The organism is Brevibacillus sp. HD3.3A, from assembly GCF_013284375.2.
GTDB lineage: Bacteria > Bacillota > Bacilli > Brevibacillales > Brevibacillaceae > Brevibacillus > Brevibacillus parabrevis.
Map to the genome: position 1 here is coordinate 5,585,815 of NZ_CP085874.1, position 14,776 is coordinate 5,600,590.

Annotated in this window: 15 protein-coding genes; 5 read left to right on the forward strand and 10 right to left on the reverse strand. The window is 49.4% G+C overall.

Translation table 11 applies throughout. From position 1 onward, the window contains the following. Positions 1 to 31: 31 nt before the first annotated feature. The 3 genes from HP435_RS26150 to HP435_RS26160 all read right to left on the reverse strand — a co-directional run bounded on the left by HP435_RS26150 (position 32) and on the right by HP435_RS26160 (position 3,060). Positions 32 to 1,027: an SLAP domain-containing protein gene (locus HP435_RS26150; protein ID WP_122962633.1), complete on the reverse strand. Its 996-nt coding sequence runs from the start codon at positions 1,025 to 1,027 to the stop codon at positions 32 to 34. A 40-nt stretch (positions 1,028 to 1,067) separates the two neighbouring features. Beyond that, a complete protein-coding gene (locus HP435_RS26155; protein ID WP_122962632.1) occupies positions 1,068 to 2,030 on the reverse strand; it encodes an SLAP domain-containing protein in 963 nt (320 codons plus the stop codon). An 82-nt stretch (positions 2,031 to 2,112) separates the two neighbouring features. Then, positions 2,113 to 3,060, reverse strand: coding sequence for an accessory Sec system S-layer assembly protein (locus tag HP435_RS26160; protein ID WP_122962631.1), 948 nt, complete (start codon positions 3,058 to 3,060; stop codon positions 2,113 to 2,115). Between the two features lie 485 nt (positions 3,061 to 3,545). Between HP435_RS26160 and HP435_RS26165 the strand changes: the two genes are divergently transcribed. Genes HP435_RS26165 through HP435_RS26185 form a run of 5 tightly spaced genes read left to right on the forward strand, consistent with a single transcriptional unit; the run spans position 3,546 to position 8,782 of the window. Further along, positions 3,546 to 5,120: a spore germination protein gene (locus tag HP435_RS26165; RefSeq protein WP_122962630.1), complete on the forward strand. Its 1,575-nt coding sequence runs from the start codon at positions 3,546 to 3,548 to the stop codon at positions 5,118 to 5,120. Positions 5,121 to 5,151: 31 nt separating this feature from the next. Further along, positions 5,152 to 6,252 carry a GerAB/ArcD/ProY family transporter gene (locus HP435_RS26170; protein WP_122962629.1) on the forward strand — a complete coding sequence of 367 codons (1,101 nt, stop codon included), beginning with the start codon at positions 5,152 to 5,154 and terminating at the stop codon, positions 6,250 to 6,252. Then, positions 6,249 to 7,424: a Ger(x)C family spore germination protein gene (locus HP435_RS26175; protein ID WP_173596391.1), complete on the forward strand. Its 1,176-nt coding sequence runs from the start codon at positions 6,249 to 6,251 to the stop codon at positions 7,422 to 7,424. The genes HP435_RS26170 and HP435_RS26175 overlap by 4 nt, the downstream gene beginning before the upstream one ends. After that, positions 7,421 to 7,642, forward strand: a complete 222-nt coding sequence (locus HP435_RS26180; protein WP_122962627.1) for a hypothetical protein — start codon at positions 7,421 to 7,423, stop codon at positions 7,640 to 7,642. The genes HP435_RS26175 and HP435_RS26180 overlap by 4 nt, the downstream gene beginning before the upstream one ends. Positions 7,643 to 7,678: 36 nt before the next feature. Next, complete coding sequence (locus tag HP435_RS26185) at positions 7,679 to 8,782, forward strand: GerAB/ArcD/ProY family transporter (protein ID WP_122962626.1); 1,104 nt, start codon at positions 7,679 to 7,681, stop codon at positions 8,780 to 8,782. A 121-nt stretch (positions 8,783 to 8,903) separates the two neighbouring features. Here HP435_RS26185 and HP435_RS26190 read toward each other — a convergent pair whose 3' ends face one another. The 7 genes from HP435_RS26190 to HP435_RS26220 form a co-directional block, all read right to left on the reverse strand. Continuing rightward, positions 8,904 to 9,071: an aspartyl-phosphate phosphatase Spo0E family protein gene (locus tag HP435_RS26190; RefSeq protein ID WP_063230709.1), complete on the reverse strand. Its 168-nt coding sequence runs from the start codon at positions 9,069 to 9,071 to the stop codon at positions 8,904 to 8,906. An 88-nt stretch (positions 9,072 to 9,159) separates the two neighbouring features. After that, positions 9,160 to 9,870 carry a YjjG family noncanonical pyrimidine nucleotidase gene (locus HP435_RS26195; protein ID WP_122962625.1) on the reverse strand — a complete coding sequence of 237 codons (711 nt, stop codon included), beginning with the start codon at positions 9,868 to 9,870 and terminating at the stop codon, positions 9,160 to 9,162. Between the two features lie 155 nt (positions 9,871 to 10,025). Next, positions 10,026 to 11,321, reverse strand: coding sequence for a glycosyltransferase family 2 protein (locus HP435_RS26200; RefSeq protein ID WP_122962624.1), 1,296 nt, complete (start codon positions 11,319 to 11,321; stop codon positions 10,026 to 10,028). A gap of 170 nt (positions 11,322 to 11,491) precedes the next feature. After that, the gene (locus HP435_RS26205; protein WP_122962623.1) at positions 11,492 to 12,367 is read right to left on the reverse strand and encodes a GGDEF domain-containing protein; all 876 of its coding nucleotides are present in this window, start codon (positions 12,365 to 12,367) and stop codon (positions 11,492 to 11,494) included. Between the two features lie 36 nt (positions 12,368 to 12,403). Further along, positions 12,404 to 13,510: a glycosyl hydrolase family 8 gene (locus tag HP435_RS26210; protein ID WP_122962622.1), complete on the reverse strand. Its 1,107-nt coding sequence runs from the start codon at positions 13,508 to 13,510 to the stop codon at positions 12,404 to 12,406. Positions 13,511 to 13,788: 278 nt separating this feature from the next. Continuing rightward, complete coding sequence (locus HP435_RS26215) at positions 13,789 to 14,067, reverse strand: transposase family protein (RefSeq protein ID WP_122962621.1); 279 nt, start codon at positions 14,065 to 14,067, stop codon at positions 13,789 to 13,791. A gap of 103 nt (positions 14,068 to 14,170) precedes the next feature. Beyond that, positions 14,171 to 14,563 (reverse strand): hypothetical protein, encoded by a 393-nt coding sequence (locus HP435_RS26220; protein WP_173599015.1) that lies wholly within the window; start codon positions 14,561 to 14,563, stop codon positions 14,171 to 14,173. Positions 14,564 to 14,776: the final 213 nt, after the last annotated feature.

Here is a 14,776-nt window from a genome sequence, read left to right on the forward strand (position 1 = left end):
TTTTCACCAGTGGCAAAAAGGGTTTCGTTCATTACTGCAGCAGACCTTTATTGTCTTCGGTTTCAGGCGCTACGTATGTTTCCTGTTTTTTTCTTTGGCGCGCTTGCGGAATGAAAGCAGTCAACTCTGTCACGTCTACTCCTGCTTTTTTAATCGAAGAGGACGGGATGTCAAATGCCCAGACACGCTGGCTGTTCGCTTCCACCTTCATGTTTTGCAAGGTGTAGTTGACGCGGGCAACCGCTTCGCCATCCTTGTCGTGCACCAGGATCGGCACCTCGGTAAACTCCAGACGCTTCTCCAAACCGTTGCGGAATACAACAACGACTTTCAGACCGTTATCCTCGTTCGGCTTGATTGCGAGAACTTGCAAGTCCACCTGCCCAGCTTCTACCGGAGCTTCTGCCGCTGCTTTTTGCAAATACTGCTCTTGCTCACTGGCACTCAGCCCCATGTTCAGCTCGTGGCTTCCTTCGAGTCGCTGTTTTTGCGGCTTTTTATACACAATCGTCAGCGGTACTTCTTGCTCCGGAATGCGGTCAAACTCTTCCCAACGGAACATAAACTCCGCCGGACGACTGGACATGGAATCGACTGGTCCGCTTGTCATCAAGTCGAACGTCTTTTTCGCCACCTCTTCGCCTTCTGCTGTTACGAGAGAGAGCGGCAGTTTTTGCAACAGTACGTTGCGGTCTGTCGCATTGCGAATGTAGGCAAGCACCAAATAGCCTTCTACGGTCGCCTGTGTGAAGAACGGAATGACACCGACCTCATCACGTACTACAGGCGGCAACTCATCGTGCACATATTGCAGCAATTCCTGCTCGGCCTCGTCCAGCTGCGCGTCCCACGGACCGTTCATCGACAGGAACAGCTCTTTCGACTCCACGCGGTTTGCAGACTGCTGCGGATTTTCAATACCGGATACGCCCAAGTAAAATTCATTGTGCAAATACTCATGAATGTCCTCTCGTACCTGCTCCAAGCTTTCTTTGGAACCAAACCAGTTTTCCAATAACCAACTCATATGTCAACCTCCTCTTTCCCACTTTAGAAAAATCACGCGTCTACTCTACGTCAAGAATCCATCTACGCAGATTGGCATCAGGCTTTTTCACAAATTCCGGCGGGAACACGATCAGCCACGGACGACTGTTGCCAGGCTGGACACAGATCTTTCTGGCGTCAAGAACGCCTCGCGCAACGACATCCCCGTCTGTATCGGAAATCGTTACTTTCAGTTGCTCAGGGCGATACTCCGTCGACAGACCATTGCGGAACAGCATCGCAGCGACCAGTTGCCCTTCTTTCGTTTTGCCGATATCAAAACCCGTAACTTGTACGGTATTCACCGGGATTGGCGGCAAAGAATTGGCGAGCTTCTCCAGACGATCCTTTTGCCGATCGGTCATGCGGTTCTCCATCTCCGGGTCCAGTTCAAGCGTGCGTGGCCAAATATGCGCGCGGTTCCCTGCCTTCATCACGACTTTCCAGCGACTGAACTGGAAGTTGTCGTGCAGATAGGACTCTTCCGGGAACAGCACTTCCCACGGACGGCTCGTATGCGGCGGAATCGAGCCCATCTCGGACAGATCGATTCTGATCCGCGCAAACGGCTTGTCGTCCAGATAGATCGCCAAACCAATCGTTTTAAAACGAACTGGCTTATCTGTCGCATTGCGGAAGAACATCGTCACGATCATGCCGTTCGGTTGGGGAATCATACTGAAGCCCGTCACGCTGATCAAACCGCGCGCGATTTCTGGAAGCTCCTCCTGCAAAAAGCGCAGCGTGTACTTTTTCTCGGAATCCAGCTCTTGCTCCCACAAAGGATGCAGCGACAGCTCTGTCTTGATTTTCTCGCGTTTAGCCGGAGCGCTGGTCTTCGCCTGTTCCTTTTCCACTTCCACTTCGGTTTCTTTCAGTTCGTCAATGTCGAATGCCGACTCTTCCTGAATTTCTTTCTTCAATTCATCCAGAGCTTTCTCGCCCTGTTCCTTGCCAAACAAATTCTTCATAAAAGAAAACATGTGTTACCTCCTCACACACGTCCGAACCCGAACGCAATTTCTCTCTCTTCATCATAAACATTTCTATACGGCTCATGCAAATCTAGGCTTGCTGTGGAACATTCACTCGCCAGCGAGAAAGATCCGGCTGCTCCAGCAAAATGCTTTCCGGAGGATAAATAAACAGCCATGGCTTGCTCGTATTGGCATTCACCGTCAAGCTTCCCAGTTCAAACACTCCTTCAGCCACCTTTTCTCCTGTCGCATCATAGAGAGCAAGCGGCAACGTTTCAAAGGAAAGAGACTGCGGCGAGCCGTTGCGAATCAAAAGCATGACGTGAAGTGCGCCTTCCTCGGAGCGACGAATTTGCACACCCTGGATATTTACTTCTCCCTCATTGAGCGCAGGAAGTGTTTTCGCCAGCTCGATCAAGGAATTTTTTTGTTCATTCGACAGCGCCTTGATCCAGGACTCTTCCAGTTCCAGCTGCTGTGGCAACACCATTTTCTTTTGTGCCATCTCGAATGCAATCTTCCAGTTCGCCAGCAGCACGTTCACTTGCAGGAAGTGTTCACGCGCAAATACAAACGACCACGGTCTTGCAGATCGCGGCGGAATTTCCCCTATCTCGCTAAAGTCAAACGTCTGGCGGGTAAATAGCTGCTGATCCCCGAACAATACCACCAGCGTCATTTCCTTTAGGTTGATTGGATGGTCCGAACTGTTGCGAATAAACGCCGTGATTTCGATTCCATCATCATGCGGAACGAGCGCTGTTCCAGCGAGGGAAATGTTCCCTTCCTGCAGCGGCTCCAGCTCCTGTGCCATAAAGGAAAGCGCGTATTTCTCCTGCGCACCCAGATTCGCTTCCCACGATTCATGCAGGGACAGCGTGGTAATGACGCCGGCAGATGTTTTGTGTAGACCTTGCTTTTCCTGATGAGACTGTTCGGTATCAGAAGCGGACAGAATGGATTCCTCCTGAACCTGTTCTCGCACCTCTTTTGTGGTAGGCGTCTTCCCCATTAAACTCTTCAAGAAGGATAACATAGCACCGCTCCCAACTTTTCTCTACATCTATATAGTGTTTGCGTTCGTCATTCACTATAGCATAGTGACATCCTTTTGCAACATAGAAAACTTGGCATTAACCCGCCTGCTGCAAGCGCGGTTCCCGCGTCTTTGGTCCGGCAACAAACCACCCGCCTTGCCAGGGGAAAGCGGCGAGTAATATTTGTTAGGATACCTGTACGAATCAGTGATGTCAAGGAATGGAAAGATGTCACCAGAACGAGGTCAATTCCATTTGATGAGAAAGTTTACAATATTATTCATTATTGATAAAATGGAAGTGTCTAAACAAATAACTTGGGGAATACCTTTTGCGCCAGCTGACCGATTCAGCTGGTTCTTTTTTTGGGCAAAACAGTGAAAATGCCGACAAAGCTGCCAGCGTTGGATTATAAAAATTCATAATTGGACAAACTGTCTAGTAACAAAAATTGGCCTCACTGTGTCGGAAAGGAGGACCTCGCTTGAATCGCAACGGACGAAAATGGTGGAGAACAAACAAGCATAAACTCGAACCTGCCAGGCAAAACAGCCCAAGTCCCTACGCTCATTTGACCTTATCAAAAGAGACGAAGGAAAACCTCCAAACGTTGCAAGACATCTACTCCAAATGCTCGGACGTCATTTTTCGGCCTTTTTATATCGGGAAAACAATCAAGGCGCATGTCGTGTTTATTAGCGGTCTGTGTACCGTTCAAGACGTAGATCAGTACGTGTTGACGCCGCTCATGCAAGCAAATGAAAACGAATTTCCTGACATGGAGCAAATGGCTGAGCAGGTTTTGGCTGTCTCTCGCATCAAAAATCTTGCTACGATTGCCGACTGTATTGAAGAAATCGGCAGCGGCAATCCCGTCTTGCTGTGGGAAGGAGAAGAACGGGCGCTGTCGCTTGGTCTGGCCAAATGGGAAAAGCGAAACATCGAGGAGCCTTCAGCAGAGGTGGGGATACGTGGACCGCGAGAAGGCTTCACGGAAACACTGGACGTGAATACCTCCCAAATCCGCCGCAGAATCAAAGATCCGGCTTTGAAAATGGAACGCATGAAAATCGGGGGATACACGCAAACGGAAGTGATCGTGGCCTATATGGAGGGAATTGTCGACCAGACCTTGGTCGAAGAGGCAAAAGCGCGACTGAATCGCATCCAGATCGACGGGATTTTGGAGAGCGGATATATAGAAGAAATGATTGAGGACAATCCTGCCTCGCCTTTTCCGCAGTTAAAAGATACGGAACGACCGGATACAGCTTGCTCCGCATTACTGGAAGGCAGAGTCGTCATTCTCGTTGACGGCACGCCTTTTGCCCTGATTGCTCCCGTGACGTTTTTTGCTCTCTTTCAGGCTGCGGAAGATTATTACCAGCGTTATATCATCAGCACGGCGATTCGCTGGCTGCGCTATCTGTTTCTCGGGATCTCTTTATTGCTCCCTTCCTTGTACGTAGCCATCATTACGTTTCATCAGGAGATGGTGCCGACGTCTCTTCTGATCAGCATGGCGGCTTCCCGGGAAGCTGTGCCTTTTCCCGGCCTGGTCGAGGCGCTCTTGATGGAAATCACCTTCGAAGCTTTGCGCGAAGCCGGAGTAAGATTGCCCAAGCAAATCGGGGCTGCCGTCAGTATCGTAGGGGCGCTCGTCATCGGACAGGCTGCCGTTGACGCCGGACTCGTATCCGCTCCGATGGTCATTGTCGTAGCCATTACCGGAATCGCCAACTTCATGGTGCCGCGGTACAGCGTCGGTACGGCCGTCAGACTGCTGCGCTTTCCGATCATGTTTCTCGCGGGCACACTCGGACTGTTGGGAGTCATGCTCGGACTCATTGCGATCGTGGTTCACCTGTGCACCTTGCGTTCGTTCGGCGTGCCGTATTTGTCCGGGATTTCCCCGCTCAAACCAAAAGAATGGAAAGACATTTTGTACCGCTCTCCATGGTGGGCCATGAAGACGCGCCCCCACTTCACCGGAGAATTTAATCAGTACCGTCAGGCTCCCGACCAAAAGCCTGGCCCCGAACGCTCGGAAGATCCATAAACAGACAAGGGAAAGCGAGGTGTAGGAAGCAATGCTGGAAAAAGGAAAAATATCCGCCTTTCAAATGGCCGTTCTCATGTACCCGACCATCGTCGCTACGGCTTTGCTGACGGTCCCAAGCATTACTGCCGCCTACGCCGACAATGATCTGTGGCTCTCCCCCATCTGGGCTTCCTTGATCGGTTTTGTCACGGTGCTGGTCGTAGACGCCTTGCACAGACGTTATCCGCAAAAGACGATCATCCAGTACAGCGAGCATATTCTCGGGAAGCTGCTCGGAAAAGCATTCGGCGCATTTTTGATGCTGTTATATGTACTGCTGACCGCTCTGGTAGTCAGAATCTACGCGGAGTTTCTCGTAGGCAGTTTTCTCACCCAAACGCCAATCGTAGTCGTCATCTCTACCATGCTGCTGCTTTGCGCTTTTGCCGTCCGCGGAGGCGTCGAAGTAATCGCGAGAGCGGCAACGGCATTCTCGCCCTTTTTTGTCCTGCCGCTGCTGCTCCTGATTGTCTTGCTGTTCACGGACTTTCAGCTCGACCGGATTTTCCCGATCATGGCAGACGGCGTAGGACCATCGCTAAAAGGAGCGCTCATTCCGCAAGGCTGGTTTACGGAGTACATGCTGCTTGCCTTTTTGCTCCCCTTTTTGACCGATCGGGAAAAGGGCAGAAAATGGGGTGTCCTCTCTGTTTTTGCTGTCATGCTGACATTGCTCATCTCCAACCTGATCGTGCTCTTTTTGTTCGGAACCGATGTGGCAACGATGCTTTATCCATTGATGGCAGCCGCTCGCTATGTCAGCTTTGCCGACTTTTTCGAAAATCTGGAATCGCTTGTCATGGCGATCTGGATTATGGGCGCCTTCATCAAAATTTCCGTCTTTTATTACGCCACTGCCCTTGGGAGTGCGCAATTGCTCAACTTGTCAGATTATCGCCCGATCGTTCTCCCGCTAGGTTTTCTCATTACACTATTCAGTTTTTGGAGTATCCCCAGTCTGATGGAAACCAGCAAGTTTGATGTGGCCGTCTTCCCGTTTCTCGGCCCGCTCGTTCTGACTCTTTTGCCTCTGCTGCTCCTCTTGTTGTCCTTCGTGCGTCCTGCCAGACAGGAGGGAAAATCGTCATGAAGCGGATTTTGCTGACGCTTCTCATGATGTCGCTGTTGTTTCTCGGCGGGTGCTGGGACCGAACCGAGATCAATGATCTGGCGATTATTACTGGAGCTGCGATTGATACAGCAGATGACAATCAGATCGAGCTGTCTGTCCAAGTATTCATCCCCCGCGCCCTTAGTGCGGGCAGAGGCAGCACAAGCAGCGGCGGAAATCTCACGCTTGTAAAGTCGGCGAAAGGTGCCAGTATTGCCGATGCCATCGCTCTGCTGCAAACGAAGATTCCGCGAAAAATTTTTTGGGGCCACTGCGAAGTATTCATTTTTGGAGAGGACATGGCAAAACGGGGAATTGCCGAAGAAATGGACTTTCTCGTTCGCCACCCGCAACCGCGCGAAAGAGCTTACATGTTTGTCAGCAAAGGCAAGGCAGCGAAGACCCTGGAGCTTCGTCCCGAGCTTGAACGCTACTCGTCCGAAGTCATACGCGAAATGTCAAATATGCATATCGGAATGCTGGTCACGATCATTCAGTTAAAAGAAATGCTGCGCGGCAAATCAAATGCTGCCGCTCTCCCCCTGATCGATGTCATGCCGCCGCCAAACGAGGCCAAAGGGTTGGAGACAGCGCCATACATCATGGGAACCGCCGTTTTTCGAAAAGGCAAAATGGTCGGAGAGATCAACGAAAAAGCGACGCGCGGCGTCATGTGGATACGCGGAGAAGTAGAGCGCTACACCGTCACCGCCAAGCTTAAAAATGTGCAGGGCACAGTCTCTCTCAACCCCATCCACTCGGATATCAAATTCATCCCTTCGATCCGCAATGGACAATGGCAAATGACGATAAAGGCGAAAACGGAAGGAGACGTTGTGCAAAACGGCACGAACCTGGACATGAGCAATCCCGAGATGATCAAGCTTGTGGAAAAAGCATTTCAACAGGACATCGAAGACCGCATTGAGCTTGCCCTCAAACAGGTACAGCACGAAATGAAGGCAGACATCTTCGACTTTGCCACGGACTTTTATCGGGAATATCCTCAAGAGTGGAAGGCAGCCAAAAACAACTGGGACGACATTTTCCCCAACGTAAAAGTAATCACGGATATTCATGCGTACGTTCGCCGACCTGGCCTGGTTACGCTTCCTGGCGGCATACCCGAGGAGGAGGTGAGAGAAAAGTGAGATGGGGCGTTACGCTAGGCGTTACATTGCTTGTCCTGCTCATCATTCTCTTTGAGCTTCCAGCTTTGCGGCAGAAGCCGCTTCGAGACAAAATCGCTTTTTTCTCTCTCTTGTTGTGTGGGTGGGTATTGGCCCAATTCGATTTGCCCAATATGGCCGGGCCTGTCACTTGGCTGAATGAACTGTTCAAGCCTTGGGGAAATTTGATGAAAAAATAAACGGCGGCGCGTGTGATCTGCCAGAGGTGATCATCTATGCTTGAAAAAGGCAAAATATCGGCTTTTCAGATGGGCGTCATGATGTACCCCACGATTATCGCCACAGCTATCCTGTCCTTGCCGGCAACGATGGCTACCTATGCCCATAACGACCTGTGGCTGTCTCCCATTTGGGCATCATTCGCCGGTTTTCTGACGGTTTACGTCTCCCATCGGCTTCATCAGTATTACCCGCAGCAAACGCTGATCGAGTACAGCTGCCAAATCGTCGGGTTGATTCCCGGAAAACTGATCGGCTTTCTCTACTGCTTCCTCTACTTGATGTGGACGGGGCAAATCGTCAGAAACTACGCCGAGTTTGTCGTCGGCGCTTTTCTGTTCAACACTCCGATCGTCGTCGTCATCGCAAGCATGATTCTGGTCTGTGTCTTTGCTGTTCGCGGCGGCATTGAAGTAATTGGCCGGGCAGCCCTGTTGTTCATGCCGCTGTTCGTACTTCCCTTATGCCTCATGGTCCTTTTGCTGCTGCCTGATCTGGATTGGCAAAACTTTTTTCCGGTACTGGAAAACGGCATTGTCCCTTCGCTGAAAGGAGCTGTTGTTCCGCACATCTGGCTTGGCGAGTTTTGGCTGACGGCTTTTCTCTTTCCGTTGTTAGCCGACAGTAGCAAAGGCCGAAAGTGGGGAATGCTTTCCGTGCTGGCTGTAACCATCACGATGATTGCCACCAATTTGTTTTCTCTGTTCTTGTTTGGCAGCGATGTTTCCAGCATGCTCTACCCTTTAATGATTGCTTCGCGCTACGTCAGTATTGCCGATTTTTTCGAGAATCTGGAGTCTGTGGTGATGGCGGTCTGGGTGCTGGGCGCTTTTGTCAAAATATCGGTATTTTTCTACGTCATCGTCCTCGGCAGTGCACAACTGATGGAAGTAACCGACTACCGGCCGCTCGTATGGCCAATCGGCTTTTTGATCGTGCTGTTCAGTTTTTGGGGCATCCCCAACATGATTGTTTTTAACTATCTCGACGAAACTTCGCTTCCTTACTACGGCTTTTTCATGCAAATTCTGTTGCCGCTGCTTCTCTTGCTGATTGCCAAACTGCGAAACAAGCCGCAACGAATGAAGTCAGCCGCATAACAACAGAGCGCGACTTTGAGCAAAAGCCAGCCTCAGGTTATGCGGCTCGGTTTGTATAGTTTTATTATTCAGTCAATTAATAACAGGTTTATCCACAGGTTGTGGATAATTTTTTGCTCATTTATGTGTGTAACTGGAGGCATTTTTGGTATTTGACGATATACTCATCCAATTTTTGCGACATATCGATCACAGTCGGATGCAGAAAGCTTCCTTTTTCCAAAACAAGCTCGGATAACTCTTTACGCATGCTCTCGATACGATGCAACAGATCAGTTGGTTGATCCATGCTAATTCCTCCAGAAACAGTTAGATCATAAGTCCTAGGATTATTATATCATTCGATAGACAGGAAATATAAGGGAAATTATATATTCTTATATAGGCAGCCGCTCATCCGCTGTCAGTCTGACAAGCTCAAGCAAATGAGTCAGATCGCGAATCTCGTACGTAGGCTCGATGTCCAACCGATTTTCCTTGCCTTGCGGATTGAACCAGCATGTATCGATCCCGTAGTTGTGTCCGCCTCGAATATCGGAAGTAAGCGAATCTCCTACGATCAAAGCTTTCGACTTGTCTGTCACTTGCAGCTTGGAAAATGCATAGTCAAAAATTCGTGCATCCGGTTTCTGAAACCCGGCCTCTTGGGAAATAATCAAATGTTCGAAAGCATGGCGAAGAGGCGATGCTGCGATTCTCGCTTTCTGCACTTCGGCAAAGCCGTTTGAAATGATAGCCAGGCGACATCTCGCCAAACTGCTGCATACTTCCTGCGCTCCTTGAATCAGCGGCGTTTCCTGTGCCAGATTGGCCAAAAACTCTTCGTTGAAAGCAACAGCATCATAGGACAGCTCATGCGCTGAAAACAGACGGCTGAACCGCTCCACTCCAAGCTCGTCCAGTGACACGATTCCTTGTTCCAGCTCCAGCCACAGTCTTTTGTTGATTTCACTGTACGTTGCTTGGTAGGCAAGCCAGCCTTCGGGCATTCCAAAACGGTGGAAAGCTTTATCCATCGCATTTTTTTCCGAAATGCCAAAATCGATCAACGTATCGTCCACATCAAAGAAAATCACTTCGTATTTCACAGTTCTCTCCACCCGTCTCTTCCGGCTCGGCACCAGTCGTTTCTTTTTTCATCAATCAATCTATCATCTTATTATAACAGATTTGACAAAAGGAACTGCCTATCATCTGGAAGAGTACGGAAGAAAAGTAAAAGAGTCTCCTCTTGCACAGCCCATCAGGTAAAGCGTTGCGTCTTGTACCATCTTCTCTTTCTTTTTGTCACTTTATCAGCCAGCAGTCCCCAAAATGCTTGCACCGAGATGACGATGAACAGCTGCGCATACGTAAAATACGAGAGGCAAGACAAGACGAAGTTTCTCGTCGTGCTTTGACCGATATCGGTAGCCAGAGCCAGATTGATTTGCAGCACATACATGGAGTACATCAGCGCCCAAGCCACGACCAAGTAGACGTAGATATCCTCGGAAAACTGGAAGGGAGACACGACCTCGGGATGAAACCAGGAGATCACCTTGTATACGAGGTTCGTCACAAAAATGATATCGGAAACAACAATCGCCACCATAAACCAAAAGTAGCTCGCTGCATAATACAACACCTTCAGCTTGATGCGCCAGCTCGTGCTGTCAAATAAATGCGAGATGTTCCCGATAACTGTGCGGTAGTTCCCCATCGCCCAGCGTTGACGCTGCTTCATGTAGACGTCAAGCTTTTCCGGCTCCTGCTGGTACGCCTCTGCCTGCGGTGCGAGAGCAATCAGCTGGCCCCGCTTTAATATTTCAAAAGAAATCGCCGTATCCTCCGTAAGGGACTGCTCGTCCCATCCGCCCAACTCCGCGATCAGCGAGCTTTTGACGATAAAGTTCGTTCCCGGAATAGACCCCAACTGAAACAGCTCCCATAGCCCCGTATGATAAACACGATGCATGGTCACCAGTTCCAGATTGATGAATTGGGTGAGTAGAGTTTGGTCGCGATTCCGTGCCTTGTTCCGCCCAAAAACCGCCCCGTACCGCTCCGGTTGCTCCAGCGCTTTTTGGATCAGAAAAGCAAGCGCGTTTTTCTCTGGTGCGGCGTCGGCATCATACACGCAAATCCATTCCCCGGTAGCGAGTTTGAAAGCGTCATTCAACGCTCCCGATTTCCCTCCCTTCCCGGTTCGTTCCAGAACAGTCAGGTTGCGCTGCGAGAACTCTGGCTTGCCATGTACCGCCCGCACGATTTGCGCCGTTTGGTCTGTGCAATTGTCGGCAATGACGATCACTTGCAGCTTGTCCGCCGGATAGTTCAGCCGTAAAATGTGCTCGACTGTCGCGGCGATGACCAGCTCCTCATTGTGGGCCGGAACGAGTATCGTCACGGCTGGAAAAGCGTCCATCTCCGTCGGAATCACCAATTCCTCTTTGCTCTGTCTGGACACAAAGCGTATGGCTCCAGCCATAATCAACGCAGATTCAAACACCGCGACCCAAATACTGATAATTGCGAGCAACAAGAGCCACTCAGCCACTGATTTTCCTCCGATCGTATTTTTTGCTCACTCTGTCACGAAAAACCAACGTGGCGATCGTCAGAAAAACAATCGTAACGGCGAAGATCATACTGATCGCAATGCACAAGGGGATAAACCAGCTGGTGTATGACATAAGAAGCCCCCTCCCTTTTCCAGACCAGATCGGCTTACACGTACTCTCCGATCAGATCAAGTTCCGCATTTCGTTCAAGCGCCGCTATGACGCTGTCGATTTGCTCATATTGATTGAATTGTTCCTTTTGAAAAACAAGCGCTCCCGAGCGAATGACCAGCTTCAACTGTCGTCCTTTTTTGTCCGGAAAATCCTTGTCCATCATGGCGTGTTTAATTCGTTCCGTCAGTTGCCGCAAATAATCCTTGTCCGTCATCGGCAGCAGCACGACAAACCGTCCTTCATCGAGCGAAAACTTGTAATCTTCGAAGCGGAGTTGCTTTTGAATCGTCTGGGACAATTCCAGCAAAAGCCGCGAATACCCCTCTGAGCCAAGAGATTCTTGTACGAACGGCAAAAACTCGATTTTGAACATCGCCAGGCAAAAGCTGTATTTTCCCTCATAACGTTTTGCCAGATTAGACTGTCTGAGCATCGTTTCCGCAAAGGCCATTTTGTTGCCCAGTGTCGTATCAAGATCAATGACCGGGTTGATTTCTTTCAGTTCTTCCAACCGTTCCACGAGTCGCTTGCTGCGCAGCAAGTACGTTTTGATAAACCCTGCAATCAGCACGTTCGCGGGCATGACCAGCAACCAGGCGTACACAATAACACTCGTATTGGCATACGTAGCCAGCCAAACAACATAGCTGACCAAGTAAACAAACACCAAAACGACCGATACCCCCATCGGCAGCACATAACCGAGCAGGAGCGCCAGCAAAATAGCCATGCTCAAAACAAACTCAACCATCGCAAACGACTGATCTATGTAGACATGGACATAAACCAGCGCTTCCTGAAGCACCGTAAGCAGGAGCAAGATGCCGTACCCTATCTCCATCTTGCGTGTCGGAGAATTGTTGTTCATAATTCAGCTCCTCTCATTGCTTATTCGGTTTTCTCATCAGTCCTTATACGTTCGCAGCGCCTCCTCGGCCAAAAGCGGCACCAAATTATCGAAGGCATGCGTATCTTCCTGAAAAACATAGCCGCCCAAAAAGCGGGAGTCATTACTGCGCAGCTGCACCATTCTGGCTTGCAGTTGATTTGCCCATTGCGGATCATCCAGCTTCAGAGCCAGCAAGATTGCCAATCCGTAAACGGCAGGAGATTCATAGGACACAGCTGCTGTGCGACTAGCCCGGTCGTAGCGCCCCGGCAATTGGTGCTGCTGCGCGAACTCCTTTTTCAAAAAAACAACCAGCTCCCGAGGCGTACGCCCGGCCTCTGCCAGATTTATCGCTACAATCAGTTGATCAATGAGATTCACCGAGTTAGCATAGCTGTACATTTGATTCTCGATGTGGAATATTTTAGGGTAAAATATTCCGTCGTTCGGCATGTTCATTAACAGATCACGGTAGCGCTGGTACACATCTGCGTCTATTTTGTTGTGATCCGCCATCCTTTTCAGGGCGGACATGTCGACGTAAACGAGGCTGAGTGTCTGCGGAGACTCCTTTTTCGCGAAGTCATAAAAGTCGACGAGATATCCATGGTGTATGGACGAAGCGAATAACGATTGTGTTACCGCTTCTGCCGCTTTTGCGTATTCCTCATTTTCCCAACTGTCAGCCGCCTTCCAGAGCGCATCGACAATTCGCAGATCATCCCCGAGAGCATTTGTCGTCACATGCGGCTGCCCGTCCGGCGACAGCTTCCAGTAAATTCGGTTTTGTGGAGTCAGAAAAAAGGTCCGTAACAACCGAAAACTGTCGGCAAACAATTGCCGGTCACCTTTCACCCACGCATATTGCATCCATATGCCGAGGGACTCAGACAGCGCTTCTCTGCCTGCCGCTATGTCTTCATTCGTGGAACGGGCTTCCTGCAAATAAGTAGCCAACGTGCCATTCGGATTCGTCATGTATTGCCGGATAAACGTCTCTGTCGGGGAAACAGGCGAAAGCCGCTCTGCAAACACGGCCAAATAAGTAAGGGAAGACACCGTCAGAATGGACAAGCCGGTAACTAACAGCTTTTTCTTGTTCGTAAGCAAAGCATTGTGCAAGCTGGCATCATTCCTGTCCAATAGAAAGGATTATTTCGTTTAATTTACTTTTATTTACTAATTATGTTATTTGTTATTCAGTATAGTATATTGGTTTTTGGCCGTCTATTTATATTGTAAAAAGTAATATAGAAGATGTTTCCATTTGCAATAATCATGGCCATTTGATTGGTCAAAAGCAGTCACATCCCTGCTCATGAACACCCTCGAAACGTTTTTTCACGAAAAAAAAGCCTGTCAGCTTTCCGACAGACTTGCCTATTGAGCGTGAGCAGCCATTACTCTCGCTTCTGTTGCGCCTTCACGAGCTGTTTCTCCCAGTCGATCAGCCGCTTGCTTTTTTTCGAATAAGAGGATGCCCCGACGACTTTGTCCCATTCCTTGCTTCCACACATCGGACATCGATATCGTTGTCGCCTCACTTCGATCTCGATAACCTGACCATCAATCATGTCTTTGAACATCTGGTCTTTATGATCGGTTTTATGCAGCTTTTCATGTCCGCACCCATTGCATTTGATAACAGGGATAATAAAGAAATTCCATACAGGTTTCATCACACTCACCTCCCAGAACTTTGGACATGTCCTGTGGCAGGTACGGCTTTTTTATTGTATCAGGGGCAACTGAACAAATTCTAAACAGGCATCTGCCTTTTGCCTAAAATGTAACGCCATACAAAAAAACCGTTCTATAAAACGAACGGTCTTCTGCTTTGTGTGTGAGTCTATAATTTGATCCATCTGTTGCTCGTCTTCCATCGGCCTTGGCATTCAACCGCTCACTAACATACAGTTCGTCCGAAACGGTGAGCATTAACGCGCTTTTGCCGCTAGAAGAACCAAACTCACTCTTCGTGAAACCCATGCCGGAAAATGCTTGCCGAGCCCATTTCTTGCTTTGCTGAATGCTGCCATCATCAAAAATAACCGTAACGCTTCCGTCGTTCATCGCACTCGTTTTGGCAAAATCCAGCTTGTTCATTTCAGTCCTGCCACCAGCCTTAGCCTCACCTGCCACCACTTGTCTTGCATTCCACTCCATTTCTTTCACGCTATTCTCGCCTTATCCCTGCAACTCTTCGGATTATAGCGAGCCTACACCGCACAGGCGACTTTCATCGCATACGGCGTGTCATCAACAAATAAAGAAGGCAAACATATACAACGGGCATGTTCAGTATATTTATTTGCACTGAACAAACACTGAACAAATCGCCTATACAGTCCCTCCTAACGAAAAATCCCCATATCGAGTGTCTTTCAG

Coding starts and splice junctions, on each gene's coding strand:
- HP435_RS26205 (WP_122962623.1), bottom strand. CDS start 12,367: ATGAACAACAATTCTCCGACACGCAAGATGGAGATAGGGTACGGCATC.
- HP435_RS26175 (WP_173596391.1), top strand. CDS start 6,249: ATGAAGCGGATTTTGCTGACGCTTCTCATGATGTCGCTGTTGTTTCTC.
- HP435_RS26185 (WP_122962626.1), top strand. CDS start 7,679: ATGCTTGAAAAAGGCAAAATATCGGCTTTTCAGATGGGCGTCATGATG.
- HP435_RS26160 (WP_122962631.1), bottom strand. CDS start 3,060: ATGTTATCCTTCTTGAAGAGTTTAATGGGGAAGACGCCTACCACAAAA.
- HP435_RS26150 (WP_122962633.1), bottom strand. CDS start 1,027: ATGAGTTGGTTATTGGAAAACTGGTTTGGTTCCAAAGAAAGCTTGGAG.
- HP435_RS26155 (WP_122962632.1), bottom strand. CDS start 2,030: ATGTTTTCTTTTATGAAGAATTTGTTTGGCAAGGAACAGGGCGAGAAA.
- HP435_RS26170 (WP_122962629.1), top strand. CDS start 5,152: ATGCTGGAAAAAGGAAAAATATCCGCCTTTCAAATGGCCGTTCTCATG.
- HP435_RS26190 (WP_063230709.1), bottom strand. CDS start 9,071: ATGGATCAACCAACTGATCTGTTGCATCGTATCGAGAGCATGCGTAAA.
- HP435_RS26215 (WP_122962621.1), bottom strand. CDS start 14,067: ATGAAACCTGTATGGAATTTCTTTATTATCCCTGTTATCAAATGCAAT.